Raw genomic sequence first — 25,532 nt, 5'->3', positions numbered from 1 at the left:
ATCGCAACCGCGAGACGGTGATTCCTCCGGAGTCGCCCGCAAACCCTCACCACCCCGCCGTTACGCCGGCGTGTTCCGGCGTCTCGAACATCGGCTCGATCCGACCTACGGCGCCGTCGCCGTCGCGGTGTGCGGCGCGATGGTGACTCGCATCGGTCCCGCCGCGTCCGTCCCGCCCTGTCCGATTTGTTTTCCGCCGGAGGTCCCGTGCCCGCCTGGTTCGTCCGATCGCTCGCCCGAGGAGACACCCACCTCGGCGCCGCCGAGCGACGGCGTCCCGCATCCGAGGTCGTCCCGTGGTGCGACCCCGACCGTCCCTTCCCGCCGATGAACCGGGAACCGCTCTCGGTCTGCTACTTCGACTGGCAGCCCTGCCCGGACTGCCTCGCCGCCGCCTCGCGCGCTCGCCGTCGCGGCCCGCTCCTGGCGGTCGTCCGGTGAGCGGCGGCACCCGTCGGCCGCCTCGGTTCCACCGGGTCGGAACCCTGCGCCGCCTGCCCGCCGCCCGAATCCGTCCCTACCTCGGAGTGTCACTGTGGACCGACGACGTCTGACCGCATCCCACGTGTCCACGGTTCCCGCGCACGCCGTCCCCGGCGGCTCGGTCTCCCTGGTGCTGGTGGCCGATCGTGCGACCCGGTCGGTGGCGCTGGCCTGTGGGGGACGGGGCCGGGCGGCCCTGACCGTCCGGGCGGCGCGGCTCATGCTGAGCACCGTCGCGGACCCGGTTCCGATCGCCGCCGTGGAGGTCGCCGTGACCGGACGCGACCATCAGACCTGCACGCTGCGCGTCGCCGTCCGCCACGGCCAGGCGACGCTCGTGCTGCGTCGGGGTGAGACCGTGCTGCGTCATTGGCACATCGCCCGCCGAAGCGCCCTCGCCGCCGCGCTCACCGGTTCCGTCGACCACCTCACGGGCTCCGGCGGGTACGGAGCCACCCTGACCGGAACACCCCGCCCCGCCACGGTCTGACCGATCCGGCGGCCCGCCCGCCTCCGTCACTCGCTACCCCGGTGTCGCCGCCCGCGCACCCTCGCGCCGTCCACGGGAGAACCACCCGAGGCACGGCGATATCGCCCCCGAAAGGCGTCCCCTCGGCCGCGTCGAATTCGCGCGGCACGGGTCTGGCGCCGATCCGTCGCCCCAACCGGGCGACCGCCGATCCCTTCACGGCGACCGCGGTCCGCGCGCGATCGAATGCCGCCCGCCCGCGGCCCTGCTCGAGTTCTCGATGTTCTCTCTAGAGAGAGGTGATCTCCTTTGTTGAAACCCTGGATGCACCGACGAGCCGACGAGACCGAACGCGAGGCGATGGCCCGCCGGTCCCGTACCTGCTTCTACTGTCCGCGCGAGGACGCCACCGTCGCGGAGAGCCTGGAACACGAGAAGACCCACGAGACCCGCCGAAGCCGGAAGACCCCGCGCGGCGACGAGAGCTGACCGGGCTCGCCCGCGAGCGTTCCTCGATATCGAGGGACATTCGCGGGCGGCGCGTCGGCGCTTCCCGACGTCGAGAAGGGTCCCGCCGAATCGCGGCGGTATGCCGAATCGTCCGCCATCCGCCCGGAAACGAGTGACCGCGCATGCTCCCTTATTCCGAACCGCGTTCCCCGAGAACGGTCCCGGACGGCGAGACCGTCCTTCCCGAGCCCCGCCGCCCCGAGCCGCCGCCGTCGATCTCGGCGCCCACGCCCCGCACCCGATCGCAGGCTCCACCGGAGGCGGTCGTGCTCGCGCGGCCGGCCGTGCCGCCGATCGCGCCCGGCTCGACGTCCGCGACGACGGCCGCGATCGCACCGGACGCCGCCTGCGCGACGGCGGCGGCTCCGGTGCCCGAACCCGATGCTGAATCGATCCAGTTCGTGTCGTCGCCAGCGGACGCACCCAGGACACGCCCGCCGGCCGCGTCGCCGTCGCCCGCCCGACGCCCGCGGCGCTCGACCATCCGCCGAACCACCCCGTCCACACCCGTGCCCGCGTCGCCCGCCCGACGCACCCGCCGACGCCCGGCCTGCCCGCGCTGCCTGGACACCCGCGTCATCCCCACCCCCGGCGCGCACCTGCCGTTCACCCACATCACCTGCCCCGACTGCCGCTGACCACGAGGAATCTCCGATGCGACCCGCCGCCCGCGCCGCCCTCGGCGCGGAGATCATGAGCCACTGGCCCGCGCTGCTGCGCGCCGCCCGCCGCATCGTCGACGACCCCGCCACCGCCGAAGACCTCGCCGCCGAGGCCGTCGCCAGAACCCTGCGGATCTGCCTCGTCGAGGGACAGCACATCGACCATCTGCGGGCCTACCTGTGCACGGCGGTCCGGACCATCGGCGTCGACCACCACCGGCGAGACCGGCACGTCGCCTTCGTCGGCGACTTCCGCGACGACCAGCACCCCCTCAGCGCCGCCGCCGACACCGCGCTGTGGGAACGCCTGGTGCGCGCCGAGGAACACGAGAACATCGCCCGCGCCTACGGCGAACTGCGCACCCGCTGGCAGGACGTCCTGTACCGCATCGACATCGAAGGCGACCTGCTCATCGACGTCGCCACCGACCTCGGCATGCGACCCAACTCGGTGGCCGCTCTCCTCTGGCGGGCTCGCCGGGCGCTGCGCGAGAGCTATCTGGCGTAGTGAGCGTGGTGACGGCGCGGCTGCCGGCGACACCGCCGGCCGGGAGTCTCGGCCGGGTGACCGCCGCCGTCGGGGCCGGGACGGTCGGCGCCCCGCCCGGCCGTCGATCAACCGGCGAGGCGAGACCGCCGGAGGCCGTCCGGGTCGGATCACGGGTGCTGCGCTGATCGTGCCGTCGTCGATCGGGAAGGTCGGGGACCGGTTCGAGTCCGCGGCCGACCGCCGGCGCGCACAGCGTCGTCGATCAGTCGCCGAGGCGCAGCCGCCGGAGCCGGTCGGGGTCGGTGATCACGTGGAACTCGGTGATCAGGTCGCCGTCGATCAGGAAGGTCAGGGCCAGTTCGAGCCCGTCGCCGCCGGTCACCACGGCGCCCGGAGCGCCGTCGACCAGTACCGGACGCGCCCGCGCCGCCCGCCCGGCGAACAGCCTCGCCTCGGCGATCACCTCACGCGCGCCCCGCACCACGGCGGGAACGCCTGCGGGCAGCCCCACCCCGTCGACCCGCCGCACGACGTCGGGATGCAGCACCGTGAGCAGCCCGTTCAGATCACCGCCGCGCACGGCGGCCACGAAGGCGTCGACGACCCTCCGATGCCGGGCGAGATCGGCACTGCCGACGTCCGGACGACGGTCGCCACGCACCTTCCGCCGGGCGCGCTGCGCCAGCTTCTTCGCCGCGTCCGGGGATCGGTCCAGCAACGCGCCGATCTCCGCGAACGACACCGCGAAGCCGTCGTGCAGCACGAACGCGATCCGTTCCCCCGGCGTCAGCGTCTCCAACACCACCAGCAGCGCCCGGCTCACCGAGTCGGCCAGCACCGCCTCGTGCTCCGGATCGGCCGCGCCGGGATCGTCCTCGGCCGGGCCCCCGGCCTCCGCAGGCGGCCACCCCACGGGCCGTTCCCGCCGTGCTCGCCGCGAGCGCAGCATGTCCAGCGACACCCGAGCGACCACCCGAGTCAACCAGCCGCCGAGATTGTCCACCGCAGCCGTGTCGGCCCGATCGAACCGGACCCACGTCTCCTGCACGGCGTCCTCGGCCTCGGTGGTCGACCCCAGCATCCGGTAGGCGACCGCCCGCAGCTGCGACCGATGCGCCTCGAACAGCCGCGCCGCCGTGTCCCGCTCGTTCATCCGTCCCCTCGTCCCGCGCCGATCCGTCATGGCTGTCGTCACCTCTTTTGACGAACCGACTCGACCCGAAGGGACGACCAGCAGATGACACTGCTCCGCATCGACACGAGTGTCCGCCGCCAGGGCTCCGTCAGCCGCGAACTCGCCGACGTCTTCGCCGACGCCTGGCCCGAGGAGGAGATCGTGCGCCGCGACCTCACCGCCTGCCCGGACCTGCACGCCACCTGGCAGGACGCCGTGGCGGCCGGCTTCCTGCCCGAGGAGCAGCGGACGCCGGCCATGCGCGCGGCCAAGGCCGCCGCCACCGAACTGGCCGACGAGGCACTGGCCGCGCGCGAGATCGCCGTGGCCGCGCCGCTGTACAACTTCGGCGCACCCGCCACGCTGAAGTCCTGGATCGACCTGCTCATCACCGACCCCCGGTTCGACCCCCGGCACACCCCGCAGGGCCAGGCCCTGGCAGGCGTCCCGGTGACGCTGCTGATCGCGCGTGGCGGCGGCTACCGCCCCGGCACGCCCCGCGAGGGCTGGGATCACGCGACGCCGTACCTGCGACGCATCTTCGGCGACCTGTTCGGCGCGGAGGTCACCGTGATCGCCGCCGAGCTGACCGCCGTCGAGTTCGACCCGTCGATGGCCGCGCTGCGCCCGCAGGCGGCGGCGTCGCGAGCCGAGGCCCGATCCACGGCCGCGACCGTCGCCGCACAGCACGCGGCGCGCCGAGGCCGCGAGCGGGTGCTCGTCGAGCCGTCGGGCAACCGCCGGTGAGGTGAGGGACGCCGCGCTACCGGCGGGCGGCGGAATCCGGGGGCTGGTGCCGGTCCGGCGGTGCCGGTCGGTGCCGGGCCGGGACACCGCCCGGCACGACCATGTCGTCCCGGAGCCGGCCTCGGGCCGACGGCCGGGTGCCGCCGTCCGGCCGGCCTCGCGGCGTGGCCGATGTCTCGGGCGTCGACGTCTCGGCATCCAGATCGGTGTCCAGACGTCTCGGTGTCCAGACGTCTCAGAGGGCCGGTCGGCGGTGGTTCGCGGTGCGGCCGGTTCGGTGCGCGGCCGGGGCTGGGCTGGGCCTGGTCTGGCTTGACTCCGGTGCCGCCGCCCGGCCTGCGTCCGGCCAGGGCAGGCCCGCTGCCGGACACGATCCCGACCGATCCGGTGCGCGGCCGATCCGGCGTGCCGCCTGCTGCTCCCCCGAGTACTCCCGGAGCTTGTGGTGGACGACCTCGGACCCGTACCGGGCCGCGACACCCGAGACCCGATGCTGCTTCTCCCCCTCGGGGATGCCCAGCCGGTCATCGGTGTTCGTGATGTCGGCCGGTTCGGCGCGTGGCCGTTCTGGCGGTGTGGCCGAGCCGGTGTCAGCCCGTCCGGCGGCGCGCCTGGGCCGGGAGCACGGCCGGTTGGGCCGCGGCCGGGGCATGACGACCGCTCAGTCGTCGTCCCGGTCGTCCTGCGCGTACTCCTGCTGGGTGAGGACGTCGACCCGGGCGAACGCGCCCGTCACGTCGACGGTGATCTCCTCCGCCCCCGCGTCGGCCGCGCAGGCCTGTTCACAGTCGGTCCGACCGAAGAACAGCGTGCCGGAGGGACGCGCCCGCACACCCTCGGGGACGATGATCTCCACCCGCCCGAGCAGCGCGCCCACCTCGACGGACTCCTGACCCTCGCCGACGTGGACCGTCTGACGGCCGAACACGGCGGCGCCGTCGTCGGAGCTGATCACCTGCCAGCCGAGGAAGCCGCCCGCCACGACCAGGACTCCGGTGACCACCGCGCTGACCATGCGGGAGACGAGGCCGGGCTGCTCGTCATCGCACTCGTCCTCATCGGACTTCGCGGGGGCGGTCGTTCGCGCGGCAGGCTGCGGCGCGGCGGACGGCGTGCCGTCGTCGTCCGCCTGCGCGGCGGGCTCCGGAAGATCGCGCGTGAGCAGCCGCAAGTCCTCCCGTGTTCGCGCGGCCCAGCACTTCGCCGTCCGCTCGTCGTACTCGGTCAACGTCAAGACGCCGTCGTCCAGCGCCGCACGCAACCGGGCGTCCACGCTCCGGCGCTCGCGATCACCGATGCGTACCTCGATCTGCTCGTCCTCCACCGGGGCATTCTCGCAGAGGGTTGACCGTTCACCGGTCGCCGATGGCGACAGCCGGCTACGACGACGGCCGTTCGACCGGAGCGAGCGACGAATCGATGCGGCCGGACGCGGCACTGATCGTCGGCCGCGGGGAGAAGGACACGGTCGCGCCCCGAACGGGGCCGCGGATCGTGCCCGGCGCGCCGCCGACGTCGATCGGCGGCCGTGCGCACTGTGGTGCACGTGCTTCGCGTGCCGTGTCCCGCCTTGAGGGCATGGCCGTGTCGGGGAGACGTCGCGCCGCGCCCCGTCGCCCGGCGGCGGCCGAATCCGAACGGTGGAACCCGGCCGAGCTTCGGGTGGCTCGCGCTTGACACGGAATTAAATGGGCGTTTAACCTATTGAATATGCGTTCAAGAAAGTCGGCGGCGGAATCGGACCTGACCACGCGGGCACGCATACGCGATGCCGCCGTCGCATGCTTCGGCAGGCACGGATTCGATGTTCCCGTGCGCACGATCGCCGAGCACGCGGGTGTCTCGCCAGGCCTGGTGATCCATCACTTCGGCTCCAAACCGGACCTGCGCCGCGCCTGCGACGAGCATGTGGCAGGCCGGATCGCCGAACTCACCGACGAGGGAATGGGCGACGGCGGCGCCCAGACGTTCCTGCATCAGCTCGCCACCGTCGAGCGGTACGCGACCCTCACCGGATACGTCGTCCGCACCCTGCGCGACGGCGGGTCGCTCGCCGTCGCACTGTATGCGCGGATGGTCGACGACGTCACGGACTTCTTCGCGCGAAGCGAGGCGGCGGGAATGATCCGGCCGAGTCGCGATCCGGAGGGGCGCGCGCGGTGGGCGGTGGCCTCCGCCGTCGGGTCACTGCTCCTGCTCGTCGCGCTGCGCCACCCCGGCGCCGACGTCGACTACACACGAGTGATCGCGGAGTGGGCCGCCCAGTTCACGCTGCCCACCCTCGAGTTGTACACCGAAGGCCTCTTCACCGATAGCGCGATCCTCGACGACTACCTGCGTCACCTCGGCGCCGCCGCAGCCGACGGCGACCCCGCCTGACCGGTCCCTCGCACGGCCGCGCCGGCCTCCGTCCCCACCGGCTCGCCGATCAGCGGGCGTCCGCCGTCAGTCGGACACACGAGGATCGTCCGCTCGACATCGGCCCGCGCCAACCCTCCGCCGACCGACTCGGCCTCCGCCGCCACGTCGTACGTCCGTTCGCTCGTTCGACGCCTGGCCGTACCAGGAAGGGAGACGCCATGACACCACGGCAGTCCACCGGCATCGACCACACCACCACACCGGACGGCCTCACCCCGCACGTCCTGAATCGACGCGGGACGCCGCTGCACTACTGGACCTCGGTGCGTCCCGGCGCGCAGACCGTCGTGTTCCTCCACGGGGCCACCATGAACCACCGCATGTTCAACGCCCAGATCCCCGCCGTCCGCGACCACTACTCGGTGCTGGTCTGGGACGCCAGAGGACACGGCTCCTCCACGCCGTTCGGCATGGAACGGGCGAGCATCGAGGACTACGTCGACGACCTCCTCGCCGTGCTCGATCAGGAGAACATCGAACGGGCCGTCATCGTGGGACAGTCCATGGGCGGCTACACGGCACAACATCTCGTCCGGCTACAGCCACATCGAGTCGAAGCGCTCGTCGTGATCGGAGCCACCCCGATCGCGAAGCCACTGAGCCGGGCCGAGATGGCGGCGGTCGGATCGGTGCCCACCATCCTGCGCTTATGGCCGCTGCGCAGCATGCGCAAGGCGATGGCCTCGGCCACGACGATCCGCGCCGACGTCGAGGCATTCGCTCGGGAATCGCTGAACGGCATCAGCCAACGAGACCTCATCCGCATCCTCGGCGCCGTCGCCACGGCGGTGAGCCGCACCGGACATCCCGACTTCCGGATCGACGTGCCCTGCCTGTTGACCCACGGAGATCAAGACGACCGAGGCACGATCGCCCGCGACATGCCCGGCTGGGCGGCGGCCGACGACCGCGCCGAGTACGTCGTCATCCCCGACGCCGGCCACAACGCCAACCAGGACAACGCCGAGCACTTCAACCGCGAGCTACTCCGGTTCCTCCGCACCCTGCCGAGCCCGTGACGGCTCCCTGACGAATCGATGTGCTCGACATGCTCGCCGCCGGGGCCCTTTCGGGCATCGAGCGCGTCGATCCGATCCGGCTGACGGCCTCCAGGTGTGTGGAGAGCACGCGGCCGTAGAGGCCGCCGACGGGGAGACGGGCGACCCACCTCCACGCGTGTGGAGAACACGAGGATCTGACCTACGAGACCGACATCGCCGACGGCCAACCTCCACGCGTGTGGAGAACACCCGATTCGCCAGATCGAAGGGCGCCTGAATGCCGACCAACCTCCACGCGTGTGGAGAACACTTCGAGGTTATGCCGACTATGTCGAATCGGCGCGACCAACCTCCACGCGTGTGGAGAACACGCGGCGGGGCTGGAGCTGGTCGCGGGCCTGGTCGACCAACCTCCACGCGTGTGGAGAACACGTCTTCCGCCAAGAACGCCGCCCCGGCCGGGCCGACCAACCTCCACGCGTGTGGAGAACACGCAGCGTTGCGGATCGCGTCGCCGATGACCTCCGACCAACCTCCACGCGTGTGGAGAACACCCGCCGCCGTCGGCGGGCAGGTCGACCTCGCCCGACCAACCTCCACGCGTGTGGAGAACACGCCCTCGTCCGTCTTCGTCGAGGCGTCCCAGGCGACCAACCTCCACGCGTGTGGAGAACACCACGCCGTCGCCGCCGCCGTGTGCGGCGTGCCCGACCAACCTCCACGCGTGTGGAGAACACTCCTCGTGGGCTCGTGCGGTGCGCGTGTATGCCGACCAACCTCCACGCGTGTGGAGAACACGGGCCAGGACATCCAGCGGCTCGGCGAGAACTACGACCAACCTCCACGCGTGTGGAGAACACCCTTCGTGACCTGCGGCTTTAGAAAGCGGATTTACCGTTTTAGTCGTTGCCGTGAGTCCGCATGACGGGAATCCTCTCAGATCCCCGTGCCCTGTGGCCACGGCCGTCGATCCCTGGGGGATTCGTCGGTGTGCCGCTCTAGGGTGTCGGCGTGAGTACCGAGGGTGACGATGTGGTGACGGGCGATGCCGGCGGGGACGCGGCGGAGATCGAGCACCGGGTACTGGTGGATCTGCGGTTGTGGGGGAAGGAACGCGACCTCGGCAGGCGGTATCCCGCGATCTTCCATCTCGTGGACACGGCTGCCGTGGCGGCGGCGCTGTGGGACGACATGGTGGCGCCGGGGTTGCGCGAAGACATCGCGGCCGAGCTGGGGCTGTCCGTGGCGGCGGCTGGGCGGACGGTGCAGTTCTGGGCCGCGCTGCACGACATCGGGAAACTGACCCCGCATTTCCAGTGCCAGCTCGAACTGCCCGCCGGGTACCCGACGCCCGGTCACGAGACGCCCGCCCACGATCGCGCCGCGCACCTCTGGCTCGCCTCCGCCCTGGCCGAGTACGGCTATCCGGGCGGGCGGCGTCCGCTGGCGCGGCTGATCGCCGAGGTGCTCGGCGCCCATCACGGGCGGTTCCATCGGATCGACCCCGGTGATCTCCTCCCCGCGAAGCTGCCGTTCCTCGGCCTCGGGACGGGGCCGTGGGAGGAGCAGCGGCGGGCGACGTCGGAGGTGCTGGCGGAGATTCTGCGGCCCGCGGTTCCCACCGCGTCGTTGAGTCGGTCGTCGGCGATGGTGGTGGCGGGCCTGGTGATCCTCGCCGACTGGCTCGCCAGCCAGACGCGCTACATCAAGACCAGGCTCGACGCCGTCCCCGTCGCGGGGACGCTCGCCGCGGTGCGTGCCTTCCACGCCGGTTCGGCGTCGGCCGCCCCTGGACTCGTCGCCGCGGCAGGCCTGACCCGGTTGCGGCTGCGGCCGGGCTCCTTCGCCGAGGAATTCCCGGACTTCTGGCCCAACGCGTTGCAGGCGAGCCTGGCCGAGCACCTGCCCTCGGCGGTGACCGGGCCGGGGCTGCTGATGATCGCGGCGCCCACCGGCTTCGGCAAGACGGAGGCCGCGCTGTTCTCGGCTCGGGTGCTGGGCGCGGCGGCGGGACGTCCGGGAATCTACGTCGCCCTGCCCACCACGGCCACGGCGGACCAGATGTTCGCGCGCGTCGCCCGCTACCTCTCCCGGCGCGGCGTCGGCGACGTCTCGCAGGCCCTCCTGCACGGCATGGCGTGGTTGAGCCCAGTGGACGAGATGATTGCGAAGGCGGTGTCGGCCGACGGCGTCTCAGGCGATCGCGAGACGCGGGCCCGGTTTCCGGAATGGATGCGGGGCCGCAAACGCGGCCTGCTCGCAGGCGTCGGCATCGGGACCATCGACCAAGCGCTGTTGGCCGTCCTGCCGACCCGGCACAACGCGCTGCGGATGTTCGCCCTAGCCGGCAAGACGGTGGTCATCGACGAGGTGCACGCCTTCGGTCCCTACATGCGGAGCCTGCTGGTCACACTGTTGAGCTGGCTGGGTGAACTGCGGATTCCCGTCGTCCTGCTCTCGGCGACGCTGCCCGCGCACGTTGCCGCCGAACTCGCCGCCGCCTACCGGGGGAGCGCGGCGCCGGGGGAGCTGACCGATCCGGTGGTGTCCTATCCGGGCTGGACCTACGTGCAGCGCGACACGCCGCCGATCTCCCACGCCGTATCGTTCCCGGCGGAGCAGCGGCGCACGCTGCTGGTGGAGCGGCGGCCGATCGCCGTCGGCGACGACGGTGAACTCGACCGGATCTCCGTGCTGACGAGGGAGTTCGGCGACCTGGCGGCTGAGGGCGGCTGCGCGGCGGTGATCTGCACGACCGTCGCGCAGGCCCAACAGACCTACGACGGCCTGCTGTCCTGGCGGGCGACCGTGCCGGCGTCGCAGCGGCCGGACGTCGTCCTGCTCCACTCACGGTTCCCGGTGTGGCAGCGGGAAGCGATCACCACCCGAGTCACCACCGGGCTGGGACGAGACGGCGTCCGGCCCGACCGGCTGATCCTGGTGTCCACTCAGGTCATCGAACAGAGCCTGGACCTGGATTTGGACTTCCTCGTCAGCGACCTCGCCCCCGTCGAGCTGCTCCTGCAACGGGCGGGCAGACTGCACCGCCACCCCAGCCGCGACGCGGGCCGCCCCCCGTGGGCGTCGGCCGTCGGCGGCGAACCCCGCCGCATGGTGGTGCTGACGGCACCCGAAGGAGACCTGACACGCATCCCCGGTGCCTGGAGCTACATCTACCCGGCCGCGGCGCTGATCCGGGCCGATCGTCTGCTGGCGGAACGGGAAGCCAGCGGGATCGTCGTCCCCGACGACGTGCAGGAACTGGTCGACCGAGGCAACCCCGGCGACTTCCCGGCGCACCAGGACCCACTGCTGGTCGGATTCGAGAAAGCCGAGACGGAGCGTAGCGCCGACGTGATGGTGGAACAGCAGTTCGCCCACAACCGGCAGATTCCGCAACCACGGCGACTGACGAGACTGGCCGACCTGTCGGTCGGGGACATGCCCCCGGAGGATCACGCCGCGACCCGCTTCAACGCCGACTCCGTGCGGGTCCTGCCCTGCTACGAGGACGTCGACCGCGAACTGCGACTCGGCGGACCGAATGGCGAGACACTGCCCACGCCCGACTCCCAAGGACAACTCGCCCGCGCCGAGCTGATCGCCGTCATGCGACACACGATCCCCGTCTCCGGACACCTCGTCGCCGGACGCGGCGACGACCACGCCCTTCCCCCGCCGTGGCGGGACATCTGGCCGCTGGGCGACCTCGTGCTGCTCCGCCAGCCGGTGGACGAGACGGGACGGATCAGCCCCGCCCGCATCGGCGAGCGGACCTTCCTCCTCGATGCGGAACGGGGGTTGGTGGAGGTCGGGGAGGGGTGAGGGGAGCCGGCCTTACGCCAACAGACGTAGCATCGCGAGCGCTGCGATGACTGAGATCGCGGACACCGTCATGCTGACGGTGGCGATCACCAGGAGAGTGTCCCGTGACAGGCCTCGCCAATAGACGGAAGGTGTCTTCTTCGTTCCACGATTCAGTAAGATCAAGTTGATCGTCAGGATCATGAGCGCAGTGTAGTCAATCGTGTCTGCATGGTGACTGCGGGTGTCCGGTTCGCGATGTGATCACATCCGAACGCTGCCGCCACAGGTCGGCCGACCTGGTCCGTCGGTGGCTGCTGTGTACGGGATCCAAGCTCGTTGCTGCAGAGATCAGCCCTCTGCTCCGGTGTGGGCTCTCGGCGTGGTCCCGCTGGCGAGGTGGTCGACAGGGACGATGCTCATCTGCAAATTTCAGATGTCTGCCACGAAGCAGGGCATAGCGGGTCATGCTCGGGTGTCCCCGTTCGCGTTCGAACGTATGACCATGTTTGCATGGTTGGTGTGCTGCGACGCTCTATACCGCAGCGACGAGCTTGCCGTGAGCGTTGACCATTACGGTGCATTACCGCGTTCTATGAGTTCTCGGAGAAGTGTCGAATCTGGTCGGATCCGTCTGTAGCGGAGCCTGTGCGCTCGACAGGGTCGTCGACAGCCGGCGCGGTCGGAAGGCATGAACCTGCGCTCGGATGTAGATCAGGAGTCTCGGAAGAGTCTCGGCGTGGTCTTGTGCTTACGTGGCAAGCTTGCGCGGCGTACGACCGGGGCCTGCGGGCAGCTGTTCGACTCTGCTGGTTCATGACGTCTCGTCGGCACATGAGCAACCTCCACATGCGTGGAGAGGACTTACTTGATCTTGGCAATCATGCAACGAAGACGAAACCGACCAACCTCCACATGTGCGGAGAGCGCGCAATAGCAACAGTCCGGCAGGCTCGACAACATGATCAACTGCCAAGTGTGTGCAGAACCTGTTTATCAGCAATGGGCGGCAGATCAAAACCGGCTAGCCTCCACGTACATGGAGATCGCGACCCGCCGGCAGGGCTAGGACCAGCGGCGACGATCAATCTCCACGTGTGTGGAGAGCACGGGCATCGCGGGAAGGGCGCCGGGGTCGAGCCCGACCAACCTCCACATGCGTGGAGAGCACCCGCGTGTAGCCGGTGATCCTGGCGATCTCCGCGACCAACCTCCACATGCGTGGAGAGCACGTGCGGTGCGCGGCGATCGCGGTGCGGACCACCGACCAACCTCCACATGCGTGGAGAGCACTCGGCCTCCATGAAGGCATCGAACGCGTCGACCGACCAACCTCCACATGCGTGGAGAGCACCGCACCGTGACGTGCACCGCCTGCCAGGACGCCGACCAACCTCCACATGCGTGGAGAGCACCCTTTGCGACCTGCGGTTTCAGGAAGCGGATTGACCGTTTTCGACGCTGTGGGTGTGCTGCATGTCCGCATCCTCTCAGACGGTCGACGCCGAGAAGTCGGCGTGGAGGGGCAACGGTCGGTCTCTGTCGGTGGCCGCGACTACGTTGGCCCGGTCGGCACAGTCGGTGATCGTCCGGTTGCGAAGTCGACGTTCGATGTGACGGTCCCGGCGGTCTCGGGTCGGGTGACTGGAGATCGGAACACATCGCCGATGCTGACCCTCGGTGTTCATACGAGTGCCGAGGGTGTATTCTAGCGTCGTTCAGTGGTTACACGGCTAGCTTCACCCCTGCTGACGGGTAAGGCCCGAGGCGTTTGCCGGAATCGGCAGCGCGCCTCCACCTCCGTGGAGAACAGTCGGGCGGCTACACCGCTAGCGACCCACCTCCACATGCGTGGAGACGGCCCACACCCTAGCCCTGCACCGCACGCATTCGGCCTCACGACAGGATGTCGACGTCGATGTTCGATCTGCTCAGTGAACCTCTCTGTTCGGTCCGGTGGTCGCCCGACCGTGATCCGCCGCCGACCGCCGAGGCACCCGGCGACGTGGTCAGCCTGCAGCAGCTTCTCGTCCATGCCCACGAGATCGCCGATCTGTCGCTGTCCTCGCCGCCCGCCGAGTCGGCGCTGCTGCGGGTCCTCGCGGTGTTGACCGCGCGGATCACGGGGCTGGATGGGATCGACGATGTCGAGTCGTGGTGCGACCGGCGGGACGAGGTGCTGCGCGCGGGGCGGCTTGATCCGGCGGCGATCGACCGGTATCTCTCCCGGTATCCGGGGCGATTCGATTTGTTCGGGGATCGCCCGTTCCTCCAGGATGCTCGGCTGCGGGCGGAATGCCGGAACACCCGCGGCGAACCGGCCACCTCGGGCGTGAACAAGCTGATGCTCGGGCGGTCGGCGGGGCAGTCGTTCGTGTGGCAGAGCCACACCACCGACGACGATCCGCCGCCGGCGCCCGCCGCCGAGGCGTTCGCCGCGTTGCTCGCCTGGCTGTTCTACGGGCCGGGCGGCCGGTGCACGTCGCGGTGGGCGCCCGGTCAGGACAAGCCTGCCGCCGACACACGGATCAGCCCGCTGCGGGGGACGACCTCGTTTCACCCCTGGGGATCGTCCCTTTTCGAGACGCTGCTCATCGGCCTGCCGTTCCTGCCGTCGGACGCCGACGACCTCGCGCCGTGGGAGGAGGACGACTACCCGGACCCGCTCGGGATGACGCCCCCGCCGCGCGGCATCGCGCGGCTGCTCGTCGGCCGTTGCAGACACGCCCTGTTGTTGACCCCTTCGGACGACGGTCGCGCGGTCGTGGACGCGCGCATCACCTGGGCCTCCCGCCGTGAACCCGTGCCCGCGCTCGACCCGTTCCTCATCCACCGCGCCAACTCCAAGGACCCGAACACGCTGTTCGCCGAGTACGCCTCGGCGGATCGGGCCGCGTGGCGGGATCTTGACGCCCTGGTGGGCAGGCGCTCCGACGCGGCCACCGCGAAACGCCGACGGCCCGCCGTGTTCGACACCCTCGCCGAGCTGGCCTATGACGGCAGCCCCGTCGACGTCGACGCGGTGCGGATCAGGGCACTGGGCTTCGATCAGGATCGGTCTCAGGCCAAGGATCACCAGTACTTCGGCGGCACCACGCCACCGGTCCTTCGGCTGCTCACCGCCGACGACGCCGAACGCTCGGTGCGGGTGACCACGGCGATCGACGCGGCCGAGGCGGTCGGAGCGAACCTCCGTGCCGCCTTCGCCGCCGCGTGGGCGGCGATCACCCGGAGCCCGCTGAAGCCGAAGCAGCGGGATGACGGCGTTCCGTGGCTGTATCCCGGCATGACCCGGTACTGGGCGCGGGCCGAGTCGCGATTCTGGGCGACGGTGACCGCGCCGGAGCCGCCCCAGGAGCATCCGAGGAATCTCAACATCCAGATCGCGCTGCACGTCTACTCCGAACTGACCGACGGCTATGCCCGCTCACCCGAGGAGATCCGGGCCGTCGAGATCGCCCGGCGGCTGCTCTTGCGCGGATGGAAGACCACGACGAGGGAGTCACGAGATGTCTGACCCATCGGCCGCCGTGGCCGAGGTCACCGATTCGGCACCGCGCACCGTCGCGCGCGGGCCCGCCGAGATCGCCGACGCCGCGCGCCGCATGGTGTGGTACCTGCGCAGGCACGTCCTGGACTCGCCCGGCAGGCGCGCGGCGCTGCGGCGATCCCTGGGCGGCGGACCCGGCGAGGCGCGGACCTTCGCGGCGTTCCGGGAGGTCAGCCGGTTCGTGCCCGAATCGGCCTCCGAGGAGACGGAACTGGCGTTTCGGACGGTCGCCGCGCTGATCTGCGCCCAGCCCCGGCAGGCACGGGACGAGGACGTGGCGGCCGCCGCGCCGCTCACGGGCGACGCCACGGACGACGCGAAGGCCGTGGACGGCGAACAGGCCGCAGGCGACGCATGGGCCGGGGCCGCCGCCGTAGTGGGGCGGACGGACGCCGCCTCGGCGGAGCCGGAGGGCTCGTCGTCGGATGAGCAGACCGCCGACGTCTCGCAGCGCAGGCCGCCCCGATCGATCGGCGCGACCCTGGCCTTCGCCGTCGAACAGAAGGTCACCTCCTCTTCCCAGGCCGAGGCGCAGCTGCATCGGCTCTGTCGGGGCGACGTCCAGGTCGTCCACCGACACCTGCCCCGGCTGATGGCGCTGCTGCGGTCGTCGCGGATCTCGGTGGACTGGGCCGCCCTGGTCTGCGACCTGGCGGCCTGGGACGACGACCGGCAGCGGATCGCCGCGTCCTGGCTGCGCGACTACTACCGAGGCCTCACTCCGTCCGATCAGGACGGACACGACACCGACGACACCCCGAAGGACATCGCATGACCACGCCCGCGTACCTCGATGTGCACGCGATTCAGACCCTGCCGTACTCCAACGTCAACCGCGACGACCTCGGAGCCCCGAAATCGGTGATGTTCGGCGGTGTCGAACGGACCAGGGTCTCCAGCCAGAGCTGGAAGCGCGCGGTGCGCCTGCATGTGGAGAAGGTCGTCGGGGAGGACACCGTCCGGACCCGCCGGGTGGTGCGGGGAGTCGCCGAGCGGCTGACGTCGTCGGCCTGGGGCTGGTCGCGGGTGGACGCCGAGGCCGCCGGGCTCCAGGTGGCGTTGTCGGCGGGCAGCGGCATCAGCCTGAAGGCGGAGAAGAACGAACGCGGTGAGCAGGTACAGACCACCAGCGTGCTGCTGCTGCTGCCGGAGGCGGGCATCGACGACCTCGCGGCGCTCGCCGACAAGCATCGGCAGGAGATCCTCGCCGAGGAGGCCCGGCCGAAGAAGGGCAAGACCGACAAGATCAAGCCCGTGCTGCCGAGCAAGGACATCGCCGAGATCCTGGGGCGGCGTAGTGGCACGATCAACTTGTTCGGACGGATGCTCGTGGAGCTGCCGGGCGCCAACGTCGACGGTGCCGTGCAGTTCGCGCACGCCTTCACCACGCACGGGACCTCGGTGGAGTACGACTTCTTCTCCGCCGTCGACGACGTCGAGGACCGGCTCGGCATCCCCGGCAGCGGGCACATCAACACCGCCTACTTCAGCGCCGGGACGTTCTATCGGTACGCCAACGTCGGGCTGGCCCGGCTGGACGCGAACCTCGACGGCGACGTGGCGGTGACCCGAACCCTGGTGGACGCCTTCCTGGACGGCTTCGTCAACGCGGTGCCCTCGGGCAAGCAGAACTCCACGGGTGCGGTGACCCCGCCCGACCTGGTGTACGTGACGGTGCGGTCCGATCGGCCGGTGTCGCTGTCCTCGGCGTTCGAGACCCCGCTGGGTGGGAAGAACGGCTACCTGGCCGGGTCGGTCGAACGGCTCGCCTCCCACGCCGCGTCGATGACGACGCTGTTGACGAGTGAGAACGTGCTCTTCGCCGGTCATGCCGCCGCCGACCTGACCGTCGAGGGACATCCGGCGGAGCGTCTCGCCGCGTTCGGCACCCGTCATGAGTCGTTCCGGGCGCTGATCACGGCGGCCGTGCAGGCGGCGTGCGTGGAGCGGCAGGCGTGAGCGGGCTGCTGCTACGGCTGGCCGGGCCGTTGCAGAGCTGGGGGGAGCGCAGTGCGTTCGACGTGCGCGACACGGCCGCGTTTCCCACCCGGTCCGGCCTGATCGGGATCATCGCCGCCTCGATGGGCATCGGCCGCGACGAGCCGCTCGCGGCGCTCGCCCCGCTGAGCTTCACCGTGCGCATCGACCGGCCGGGCACGCGAACCGTGGACTACCAGACGGCGGGCGGCGCGCTGCCGCCCGGCCGGAAGATCCCCACCGCCGACGGCAAGGGGCGGCCGCCGGGCAAGGGGACCGTGCAGACCTGGCGTGAGTACCTTGCCGACGCCGTGTTCGTCGTCGCCGTGCAGGGGCCCGACGACCTGCTCGGCGACGTCGGGCGGGCGTTGGCCCGGCCGCACTGGCAGCCCTACCTCGGCAGGCGATCCTGCCCGCCGTCGCAGCCGTTCCTGCTGCGCACCGACGTCGACGACCCGATCAGTGAGCTGGAGGACGCCGTGCCGCTCGCACGTGTCCACCGGGTAGGGCGGACGATCCCCGTCGATTTCGTCTACGACACCGGACGGGCCGAGGCCGTTCGCTCCGAGGCGCGGGACGCGCCGTCGACGTTCGCGACCATCGGCCGCGAGCACCGTAGACGACCGATCTGGACGATCACCCGCAGGCTGCCGAGCAGGCTCGGGATGTTCGTACTCGAGGACTATCCGCCGAGGCTGGCCTCCTACCTCCGGCGACAGGAGGCATGACGTGACCTGGCTCGTACGGCTGAACCTGTCGCCCCGTACCCTCCCCGTCACCACGGGCCTGCTCGACGGCGATCGTCTACACCGCACCCTGATGAGGCTGCTGCCCGATGACCTCGGAGAACGCCCCAGGGAGTGCGGCGGCCTGCTCTACCGGATCGAACCCGGTCGGGCCGGCGTGGGCCTGCTGGCGCAGACCCGGCAGCCGCCCAGGCTGGCCGCGCTGCCCGCCGAACTCGCCGCAGGCGCGCGGGACCGCGACCTGCGACCCCTGCTGGACTCGCTGCGGCCCGGAGTGCGGGTGCGGTACCGCATCGTCGCCAACGCCACCCGACGGCACGGCAACTCTGCGGAGCAGGAGAAGCGGGGGAAGCTGAAGGTCCTGCGAGGCACCGAGGCCGACCTGTGGTGGCTGCGCAAGGCCACCGCCGCCGGCCTGCACCCGTTGCAGGTGGTGTCCAGTCCCGTCGACGACGTCCTCGGTGCCCACGGCACCCGCCACGGGCTCACCCGATTCGACGGCGTGGGCATGGTCACCGATGCCGACCTGCTGCGCGCCGCTGTCGCCGACGGAATCGGCCGGGCGAAGACCTACGGCTGCGGCATGCTCAGCCTCGGCCCGGCGGACGCCTCATGACGACGATGCCCGATCCGCGTCGACTGCTCACCAGGCCTGCCGTGGCGATGCTGCCCCGCTTGGCCGACTCGCTGTCGTTCCTCTACCTGGAGAACGTGCGGATCGTCCAGGAGGACACCGGCGTCTGCGCCCAGGTACAGCGACAGGACGGCGAGACCAGCCGTGTCTTCCTGCCCACGGCCGCCGTGTCCTGCGTCCTGCTGGGCACCGGCACCTCGGTGACCAACCCGGCGATGGCGACGTTCGCCCGGCACGACACCACCGTGGTGTGGACGGGCTCGGGTGGCGTGCGCATGTACTCCGGGGCTCAGGCGAGCGGCCAGAGCACGAAGTGGCTCGAACGTCAGGTCCGGCTCTGGGCCGACGACACCACCCGGCTCGCCGTCGCCGCCACGATGTACGAGAAGCGGTTCGGGCTGCCCGTGCCGCCGGGGACGAGCCTGGACGGCCTGCGCGGTCTCGAAGGCGCGCGGATGAAGTCGTTGTACCACGCGATGGCCGAACAGCACCGCATCCGAGGATTCCGCCGCAACTACAACCCGGAGAACTGGGACGCGCAGAACCCGGTCAACCAGGCACTGTCCACCGCGAACGCCGCCCTGTACGGGGTCGTCCACTCGGTGATGCTGGCCTTGGGCGTCAGTCCCGGCCTCGGTTTCCTGCACAGCGGCAAGCAGCACTCGTTCGTCTACGACGTCGCCGACCTCTACAAGGCTCGCCACACCATTCCCCTGGCCTTCGCCTTGCACAGACACGGCAACCCCGACCGGGAGGTGCGGCGGCGCCTGCGGGAGGACTTTCGGCTTTACCGGCTCATGCCCCAAATCGTCCTGGACATTCAGCGACTGCTGACGCCGGCGGGCGGCACGGAGCCTGCGGAGCTCGACGAGCCGGAGGAGGTCGAGCTCGTGCACCTCTGGGACCCCGACCTCGGCGCCGTCGAGGCGGGCCGTAATCACGCCCACGACGTGGACTGGTGAAGCGTGGCGAACCTGATCGTCATCTCCACGACGGCCGTCCCTGACTACGTCCGAGGCTCACTCAGCCGGTTCCTCACCGAGCCCGCACCCGGCCTCTACGTCGGCAGCGTCTCCGCTCGGGTGCGCGACCTGCTGTGGGAAGCCGTGAGCGAGGCCGTCGGCGACGGTGCCGCCGTGTGCGTGCACCCCGCCGACAACGAACAGCGGTACATCGTCAAGACGGCCGGTCGGCGGCGCCGCCGCGTCATGGACTTCGACGGGTTCCAACTCATCGAGTTCCGAGACACGAACGGTCAATCGGCTCTCTGAAAGCCCAGGTCGCGAAGGGTGCTCTCCACGCACGTGGAGGTTGGTCGCGGTCCTTAGGTACGGTCATAGAGTTCATCTCGTGCTCTCCACGCACGTGGAGGTTGGTCGCACCGCCCGCCTGGGCGAGGCGGGTGCGGCCCGTGCTCTCCACGCACGTGGAGGTTGGCCAAGCACCGGATGTCGAGCTTCTGGAAGGCCTTCGTGCTCTCCACGCACGTGGAGGTTGGTCGCCGAGATCGAACGGTTCGCCGGCCGGCCGCTGGTGCTCTCCACGCACGTGGAGGTTGGTCGGGCGCCTACGTCCTCGGGAAGCTGCGCATCGCGTGCTCTCCACGCACGTGGAGGTTGGTCGGAGGTCGGCGACGTGATCCGGGACCTGTACTGTGCTCTCCACGCACGTGGAGGTTGGTCGAAGAACCGCGACCACGACCACGACCGCGAGGAGTGCTCTCCACGCACGTGGAGGTTGGTCGCAGGATGCGTGCGGCCTCTAGGTCGGCATCGGGTGCTCTCCACGCACGTGGAGATTGGTGGCGCATGGTGTCGAGCAGGGCGCACGGAATCTGGTGCTCTCCACGCACGTAAAGATCGGTCGGGCCGCTCGGACCGCGTGCTCTTTCGCACAGGTGGCACGTGATCGTCCCGCCGAGCCCGCGACAGAGTCGATCGCGGGAGCGCGCCGGGTGTCCCAGGAGGCCGTGCGCCCTCGGAGGTCGCCGCCGTCGTCGGGCGACACAGTGCCCGGCCCCGGCGGAGGGAGTCGTGCCGAGGTCGGGCGCTGTCGGGGGCGGAGCCGGGCCCGGGTGCGCGGGCCCGACTCCGGTTCTCCGGCCTGCGCCGAGGCTCGGCGGGAGCCGGGGGGTCTCGGGGTGGCGGGGAGCTTCGAGCGCCGGGGAGCATGCGCCGTGACGCCGTGACGCCGTGACGCCGTGACGCCGTGACGCCGTGACGCCGTGACGCCGTGACGACCGGGGCGACTGAGGTCGCTCGACGCGGTGGCAGTCGGCACCGCCCGCCGCGACCGCGATCAGGCCGTCAGACGGCGATCCGGCTCGAACTCCGTCCCACCGGCGCCGGGGCTCATTCGACGCCGTCGAGGAGCAGATCACTCGGCCGGGTCCGCGGCGGGTCGCCGCGGAGCCGCGTGGCCGGGGCCGTCGGGGTCTCGGTGGGCGTCGTCGTGGCGCGGACTCGGTCGGCGAACACCCACCGGTTGGAGCTCAGCGCGTCGGGCCGTGCCCTCGGCGGTCCGGCGCCGTACTCGAGCGTGAAGTGGTGCGAGGTGCGGACCTGCGTCGACCAGCCTCGCTCGGCCAGCGTGGCGGTGGAGGGGCGCCTCGGTTCGGTGTCGAAGAGGCCCAGCAGGTCGATGCCGAACTCCTGGCGGGCGACGGCGTAGAGCGGGTCGGCGCGGATCTCGGCGGACTCGTGGAGCTTGATCTCGTAGAAGAGTTCGCCGTCGCCGACGGTCAGCCGGTCCACGGTGTCGATGAGCTGCCGTTCGGCCTCTGCGGGAAGGTAGAGCAGCAGACCCTCGGCAAGCCAGACGCTCGGCCGGTCGGGTGCGAAGCCCGCGTCGAGAAGTGCGCTCGACCAGTCGTCGCGGAGGTCGGCGGCGATCGAGCGCAGCGGCGCGGTGGTCCGGGCGCCGAGCCGGTCGAGCACGGTGTGCTTGAAGGACAGCACGTGCTCACGGTCGATCTCGAAGAGCGTCGTGCCCGCGGGCCAGTCGAGTCGGAACGGACGGGTGTCGAGACCGGCGCCGAGCTGGACGACCTGGCCGCCGGCTCTTCGAGCGGCGGCCGATAAGAGGAAGTCGTCGATGACGCGGGTGCGCAGGCCGAAGTAGCGACCGAGTCGACCCCAGAGCGGGTTCGCGTCGCCGTCGGGCACGTCCTCGATGCGGATCGGCCAGTGCACCGAGTCCGGGGCGGCGCGGACGAGGTGCTCCGCGTAGGGGTCCTGGGCGAGGGAGTCGGCACGGTGGGTCTCGATGGCCCGGCCCGCGGCGACCAGCAGGGCGGTTCGTCCGACGCCCTCGGTCACTCCGTCGTCCGATGGTGGTGTGGTCATGTGTTCTCCTTCGTCGGTCGGGGCGCGGCCCAGTGCTCCGGGCGGTCGTGGGTGGTGATCTCGGCTCCGTAGACGACGTTCATGAAGCGCAGGATCTCCTCGTCGGGCAGGTGCAGGCTCGCCGTGCAGTCCGACAGCACTGTCACGTGCCTGCCCTTCTGAAACGCGGTGCGGGCGGTGGAGTCCACGCAGACGTCGGTGTAGAGGCCCGCGAACACCAGATGGGTGAGTCCGCGTCGGGTGAGATGTGCCTCGAAACCGGCGGCGAGGAAGGCGTCGAAGCACGCCAGCTTGGTGAAGACGGCCTCGTCCGGCGCGGGGCGGACCTTGTGGAACTCCGCGCCCCACGATCCGCTGCGGCACTTCGGTTCGCGGCCGCGCGCCTGGTCTCGACGTCGCCAGCTCGCGCCCTGATGTTCGCGGTCGCCGAGGAAACGGACGAAGAGGACCTCGACGCCGTGGGCGCGTGCGACGGCGACGGCGCGGCGGGCGTTGGTGGTGACGATGTCCAGCGTGGCCGGATCGCCGGGATACCGGGCGGCGGCGCGCGGCCCGGCGCAGAAGTCGTTCTGCAGGTCCACGACGACCAGCGCCGGGTGCGACGGGGCGGTCACGGGTCCGCCCTCGGCCCGCCGGGCACGATGTGCAATCGGGGTGTGCTGCCGGGGGGCGGGGCCGCGTGGGGTTCCAGCACGTCGAGCAGCGCGGCCGTCATCGCCGTCGTGGAGTGGTCTCCGCCGAGGTCGGGAGTGTGCACGCCGAGCGTGCGGACTGATTCCAAGGCGAGTTCCATCGCCCGGATCGCTCCCGTGCAGTGGGCGTGGCGCTCCATGATCGCCGCCGCGGCCCGGACCGTCGCCGTCGGATTGACGCGATCCCGCCCGGCCAGGTCGTCGGCCGAGCCGTGCACGGTCTGGAACTCGACGAGGCCGGACACCTCGGGATGCAGGTGGATGTTCTCGGTGAAGCGGCTCTCCTGCCGCTCCGCGGCGAACCGGTCGAGCAGGACCGCGTGCATGGCGTCGGCCCATTCGTTGCCGCCGATGATCAGGGTCCGCCGGGACGGTCCTCGTTCGATGAGGTCGCGGTTGACGGTGTCCGGCTGCCGCAGCGCGATGTCGACGCCGTGGCGGGCGGCGGCGTCGGCGACCCATTCGGTGAAGGCGCCGTCGAGCAGATGGAACTTGTAGGCCATGACGATCTCGTCGACGTCGTCGTCCGGCCATTCGTCGCGGGCTCGGCGTAAGGCGAAGGAGATGACCTGATCGGTGATCTCCCGGCTGAAGGTCATCGTGCGGGTCACCACGCCGGGGGAATGGCTGTTCTCGCCGGTGTAGAAGCCCTGGGCGGCGTCGCGGATCAGCAGCAGCTCGCCCGATGCGCCGGCGATGAGGTCGACCTTGACCGCGCGAAGTCGTCGACGCACCAGATACAGCGACTGGGCGTTGATCGCGGTGCGGAAGATCGCCGAGGTGCCCCGGTCGGCCTGATCGCGACAGAACCGCTCGTAGTGATCCGCGTCCTCCTCGGTGCCGCGGCGCATGCGCCGCGTGTCGCCTTCGGCGAGCAGGGAGGAATAGGAGTGATAGATCCGGGGTGATCGTGTGATCGTCACCGACCTCGAATACAGCCCGCCGATGTGGTGCGCGGTCTGCTCGAAGACGTCCGCGAGTTCCGGGCCGGTTCCACGGCCGACGGCTAATCCGATGTTCCGTCCCACGGTGCTCCTTCGTCATGGCGATCTGGTCTCGGGCGCCCGGCCGTGGTGGCGGGCACCCGACATGCGTGGTGCGGGTTCGAAGCGCGGCCGCCGGCCGATCTCGAACGTGAGTCCGTCGTCGGAGGCGGGCCGCGGTGCCTGCGTGCGGCGGTGCGCCGCGCCGAGGCCGGGGCGGCCGCTGGATCGGCCGCCCCGGTGGGCGCGGTCCGGCGTTCAGGCGTTGGTGACCAGGAGGTCCGCGGTGATGCCTGCCTTGTCCGGCGCGTAGTAGTCCTTGATCGCCTGCGTCCACGAGGCCACCGAGATCTCGTCCGCCTCCGTGGGCTCGAAGGCGTCGAAGAGGGCGTTGATGCCCGCCGGATCGAATCCGATGGCCGTCATGAGCGCGAGGAAGAGGGGGCGCTCGATGAGTCCGTCGCCGTCCGGGTCGCCCAGCGTGGCCAGGGAGTCGGCGAAGTCCGCGATCGTCTCGTCGAAGCGCTCGGGAGACAGCACACAGGCCGAGAACTCCTCGAAGCTGACGACGCCGTCGCCGTCGGCGTCCAGTTCCGCCGCCAGGGTGGTCCAGAACCGGCGGAATGCGGCGTGGGCGGCGGACTTCGCGGCGTCCCCGGACCCCGTGGCGGCCGCGGACACGCGGGCGGACATGAGCTCGAAATCGTCGGGCGCGAGGCTGCCCGAGCCGTCGGCGTCGAGAAGGTTGAAGATGAGCGTGACTCGATGGAGGACTTCCGGCTGCATTGGTCGCTCGCTTTTCTCGTCAGGATTCGAATGGGGGAAGGCGCCGTCGTCGGGGCAGGTCGAAGCCGCCGAAGTCCGTCGTCGACGGGCGGGATCTCGGCGCGGGATGAGCGGGAATCGATGAGGCGTTGCGTCCGACGGAGTGAAGATGATCTCCGCGGTTCACTATGCCAGGCAGTGTCTGTTAAGTCCCTCAAATCATCGTCAGCCACCAGAAAGAGTGAGCAATGCCGATGTCGATCGGGGACCGAATTCACGGTGAGTTAAAAAGGGCGGATGTCGGTGCCCGTCCGTAGGCTCCGGATGGGCCGATCGCGAAGGCGGTCCGCCGATCCGGTGGGTGGGGCAGGCCGAGACCGCCTGCCATCGCCGACCGCCGAGTGCGAACAACAGCGGAGGACACGGTTCATGAGTCGCCTGCAATACCAGTGCAGCATGTCGTTGGACGGCTTCATCGCGGGAGCGGGCGGGGACATGTCCTGGCTGACCCCGTACATGACGGCGGCCGAGCCCGCGTCCGATTCCGGGTCGGCGGATCCGGACGCCACGTTCAGGGCGGACCTCGCCGACGCCGTCGGCGCCGTTCTGATGGGCAGTCGCACCTTTCGGGGTGACGATCCGAACAAGGGCACCGACAGCGAGGGTGCCTACGGCGGGCAGTGGAGCGGGCCGACGTTCGTGCTGACCCACGACCTTCCCGCCGAACCCGTCGCCGGGGACGTCAGCTTCGTGAACGACCTCCACGCCGCGGTGGCCGCCGCGACGGAGGCGGCGGGGGATCGGATCGTGGGGGTGTTCGGTGCCGACGTCGCCCGGCAGTGCGTCGAGGCGAACCTGCTCGACGAGATCCTGGTCTCGATCGTGCCGATCCTGCTCGGCGACGGCGTCCGACTCTTCGACCGGCCGGGGCGGCCGCCCGTCCCGCTCGACGTCCTGGAGGTCTCGGGCCTGACGATCCGGCTGCGCCTGCCTCGGTAGGGCCCGGGCGGACGGCGATTTGACGTCGCGAGGCGGACCCGGTAGAAAACCATCAGGTTATGAAACCTGGGGGTTATGAAG

At 70.7% G+C, this 25,532-nt stretch carries 23 protein-coding genes and 3 CRISPR repeat arrays; of the genes, 16 read left to right on the top strand and 7 right to left on the bottom strand.

Annotated features, from left to right (window positions below):
- The first annotated feature begins 207 nt into the window (after positions 1-207).
- From AHOG_RS15910 to AHOG_RS28655, 3 genes are all read left to right on the top strand, one after another.
- Entirely contained in the window at positions 208-441 is a 234-nt protein-coding gene (locus tag AHOG_RS15910) for a hypothetical protein (protein WP_093942062.1), read from the top strand.
- A gap of 94 nt (positions 442-535) precedes the next feature.
- Complete coding sequence (locus AHOG_RS15905; protein ID WP_157736850.1) at positions 536-973, top strand: hypothetical protein; 438 nt, start codon at positions 536-538, stop codon at positions 971-973.
- Between the two features lie 288 nt (positions 974-1,261).
- Positions 1,262-1,441 (top strand): hypothetical protein, encoded by a 180-nt coding sequence (locus AHOG_RS28655; RefSeq protein ID WP_157736849.1) that lies wholly within the window; start codon positions 1,262-1,264, stop codon positions 1,439-1,441.
- Between the two features lie 151 nt (positions 1,442-1,592).
- Here AHOG_RS28655 and AHOG_RS15900 read toward each other — a convergent pair whose 3' ends face one another.
- The gene (locus AHOG_RS15900; RefSeq protein WP_157736848.1) at positions 1,593-2,072 is read right to left on the bottom strand and encodes a hypothetical protein; all 480 of its coding nucleotides are present in this window, start codon (positions 2,070-2,072) and stop codon (positions 1,593-1,595) included.
- Between the two features lie 44 nt (positions 2,073-2,116).
- On the opposite strand from AHOG_RS15900, the gene AHOG_RS15895 reads away from it, so the two are divergent.
- Positions 2,117-2,632, top strand: a complete 516-nt coding sequence (locus AHOG_RS15895; RefSeq protein WP_093942059.1) for an RNA polymerase sigma factor — start codon at positions 2,117-2,119, stop codon at positions 2,630-2,632.
- Positions 2,633-2,876: 244 nt separating this feature from the next.
- Here AHOG_RS15895 and AHOG_RS15890 read toward each other — a convergent pair whose 3' ends face one another.
- Positions 2,877-3,767 carry a sigma-70 family RNA polymerase sigma factor gene (locus AHOG_RS15890; RefSeq protein ID WP_093942058.1) on the bottom strand — a complete coding sequence of 297 codons (891 nt, stop codon included), beginning with the start codon at positions 3,765-3,767 and terminating at the stop codon, positions 2,877-2,879.
- Between the two features lie 84 nt (positions 3,768-3,851).
- On the opposite strand from AHOG_RS15890, the gene AHOG_RS15885 reads away from it, so the two are divergent.
- Positions 3,852-4,535, top strand: a complete 684-nt coding sequence (locus AHOG_RS15885; protein ID WP_093942057.1) for an FMN-dependent NADH-azoreductase — start codon at positions 3,852-3,854, stop codon at positions 4,533-4,535.
- A gap of 661 nt (positions 4,536-5,196) precedes the next feature.
- Here AHOG_RS15885 and AHOG_RS15875 read toward each other — a convergent pair.
- Positions 5,197-5,859, bottom strand: coding sequence for a DUF1707 SHOCT-like domain-containing protein (locus AHOG_RS15875; protein WP_157736847.1), 663 nt, complete (start codon positions 5,857-5,859; stop codon positions 5,197-5,199).
- A 386-nt stretch (positions 5,860-6,245) separates the two neighbouring features.
- Here AHOG_RS15875 and AHOG_RS15870 point away from each other — a divergent pair, with 386 nt between their 5' ends.
- The 10 genes from AHOG_RS15870 (at position 6,246) to cas2e (ending at position 19,939) form a co-directional block, all read left to right on the top strand.
- Positions 6,246-6,914, top strand: coding sequence for a TetR/AcrR family transcriptional regulator (locus AHOG_RS15870; RefSeq protein ID WP_093942054.1), 669 nt, complete (start codon positions 6,246-6,248; stop codon positions 6,912-6,914).
- Positions 6,915-7,114: 200 nt separating this feature from the next.
- Positions 7,115-7,975: an alpha/beta fold hydrolase gene (locus AHOG_RS15860; protein WP_093942052.1), complete on the top strand. Its 861-nt coding sequence runs from the start codon at positions 7,115-7,117 to the stop codon at positions 7,973-7,975.
- Between the two features lie 141 nt (positions 7,976-8,116).
- Positions 8,117-8,817: a CRISPR direct-repeat array (repeat unit 29 nt; unit sequence CGACCAACCTCCACGCGTGTGGAGAACAC).
- Positions 8,818-8,968: 151 nt separating this feature from the next.
- Positions 8,969-11,782, top strand: coding sequence for a CRISPR-associated helicase Cas3' (gene cas3 / locus AHOG_RS15855; protein ID WP_245856255.1), 2,814 nt, complete (start codon positions 8,969-8,971; stop codon positions 11,780-11,782).
- A gap of 1,059 nt (positions 11,783-12,841) precedes the next feature.
- Positions 12,842-13,176: direct repeats of the CRISPR family, unit length 29 nt; unit sequence CGACCAACCTCCACATGCGTGGAGAGCAC.
- Positions 13,177-13,679: 503 nt separating this feature from the next.
- The gene (gene casA / locus AHOG_RS15845; RefSeq protein WP_157736846.1) at positions 13,680-15,278 is read left to right on the top strand and encodes a type I-E CRISPR-associated protein Cse1/CasA; all 1,599 of its coding nucleotides are present in this window, start codon (positions 13,680-13,682) and stop codon (positions 15,276-15,278) included.
- Positions 15,271-16,086 carry a type I-E CRISPR-associated protein Cse2/CasB gene (gene casB, locus AHOG_RS15840; protein WP_093942049.1) on the top strand — a complete coding sequence of 272 codons (816 nt, stop codon included), beginning with the start codon at positions 15,271-15,273 and terminating at the stop codon, positions 16,084-16,086. Before casA ends, casB begins: the two co-directional genes overlap by 8 nt.
- Complete coding sequence (cas7e, locus tag AHOG_RS15835) at positions 16,083-17,270, top strand: type I-E CRISPR-associated protein Cas7/Cse4/CasC (RefSeq protein ID WP_093942048.1); 1,188 nt, start codon at positions 16,083-16,085, stop codon at positions 17,268-17,270. Before casB ends, cas7e begins: the two co-directional genes overlap by 4 nt.
- Positions 17,267-18,016, top strand: a complete 750-nt coding sequence (gene cas5e, locus AHOG_RS15830) for a type I-E CRISPR-associated protein Cas5/CasD (protein WP_093942047.1) — start codon at positions 17,267-17,269, stop codon at positions 18,014-18,016. The genes cas7e and cas5e overlap by 4 nt, the downstream gene beginning before the upstream one ends.
- A gap of 1 nt (position 18,017) precedes the next feature.
- Positions 18,018-18,650: a type I-E CRISPR-associated protein Cas6/Cse3/CasE gene (gene cas6e / locus AHOG_RS15825; protein ID WP_157736845.1), complete on the top strand. Its 633-nt coding sequence runs from the start codon at positions 18,018-18,020 to the stop codon at positions 18,648-18,650.
- Entirely contained in the window at positions 18,647-19,630 is a 984-nt protein-coding gene (gene cas1e, locus AHOG_RS15820; RefSeq protein ID WP_211290410.1) for a type I-E CRISPR-associated endonuclease Cas1e, read from the top strand. The genes cas6e and cas1e overlap by 4 nt, the downstream gene beginning before the upstream one ends.
- A gap of 3 nt (positions 19,631-19,633) precedes the next feature.
- A complete protein-coding gene (gene cas2e / locus AHOG_RS15815; RefSeq protein ID WP_093942045.1) occupies positions 19,634-19,939 on the top strand; it encodes a type I-E CRISPR-associated endoribonuclease Cas2e in 306 nt (101 codons plus the stop codon).
- 18 nt (positions 19,940-19,957) lie between these two features.
- Positions 19,958-20,534: direct repeats of the CRISPR family, unit length 29 nt; unit sequence GTGCTCTCCACGCACGTGGAGGTTGGTCG.
- A 485-nt stretch (positions 20,535-21,019) separates the two neighbouring features.
- Here cas2e and AHOG_RS15810 read toward each other — a convergent pair.
- The 4 genes from AHOG_RS15810 to AHOG_RS15795 all read right to left on the bottom strand — a co-directional run bounded on the left by AHOG_RS15810 (position 21,020) and on the right by AHOG_RS15795 (position 24,473).
- Complete coding sequence (locus tag AHOG_RS15810; protein WP_093942044.1) at positions 21,020-22,012, bottom strand: SAM-dependent methyltransferase; 993 nt, start codon at positions 22,010-22,012, stop codon at positions 21,020-21,022.
- Complete coding sequence (locus AHOG_RS15805; RefSeq protein WP_093942043.1) at positions 22,009-22,626, bottom strand: cysteine hydrolase family protein; 618 nt, start codon at positions 22,624-22,626, stop codon at positions 22,009-22,011. The genes AHOG_RS15810 and AHOG_RS15805 overlap by 4 nt, the downstream gene beginning before the upstream one ends.
- Positions 22,623-23,732 carry an isocitrate/isopropylmalate family dehydrogenase gene (locus AHOG_RS15800; RefSeq protein WP_093942042.1) on the bottom strand — a complete coding sequence of 370 codons (1,110 nt, stop codon included), beginning with the start codon at positions 23,730-23,732 and terminating at the stop codon, positions 22,623-22,625. The genes AHOG_RS15805 and AHOG_RS15800 overlap by 4 nt, the downstream gene beginning before the upstream one ends.
- Before the next feature lie 213 nt (positions 23,733-23,945).
- A complete protein-coding gene (locus tag AHOG_RS15795) occupies positions 23,946-24,473 on the bottom strand; it encodes an EF-hand domain-containing protein (RefSeq protein WP_093942041.1) in 528 nt (175 codons plus the stop codon).
- A gap of 408 nt (positions 24,474-24,881) precedes the next feature.
- Here AHOG_RS15795 and AHOG_RS15790 point away from each other — a divergent pair, with 408 nt between their 5' ends.
- On the top strand, positions 24,882-25,451 hold the full coding sequence (locus tag AHOG_RS15790) for a dihydrofolate reductase family protein (protein ID WP_093942040.1): 570 nt from the start codon (positions 24,882-24,884) through the stop codon (positions 25,449-25,451).
- Positions 25,452-25,532: the final 81 nt, after the last annotated feature.

The sequence above is a fragment of the Actinoalloteichus hoggarensis genome (assembly GCF_002234535.1).
Lineage (GTDB): Bacteria > Actinomycetota > Actinomycetes > Mycobacteriales > Pseudonocardiaceae > Actinoalloteichus_A > Actinoalloteichus_A hoggarensis.
This window is presented reverse-complemented; position numbering and strand designations above follow the sequence as displayed.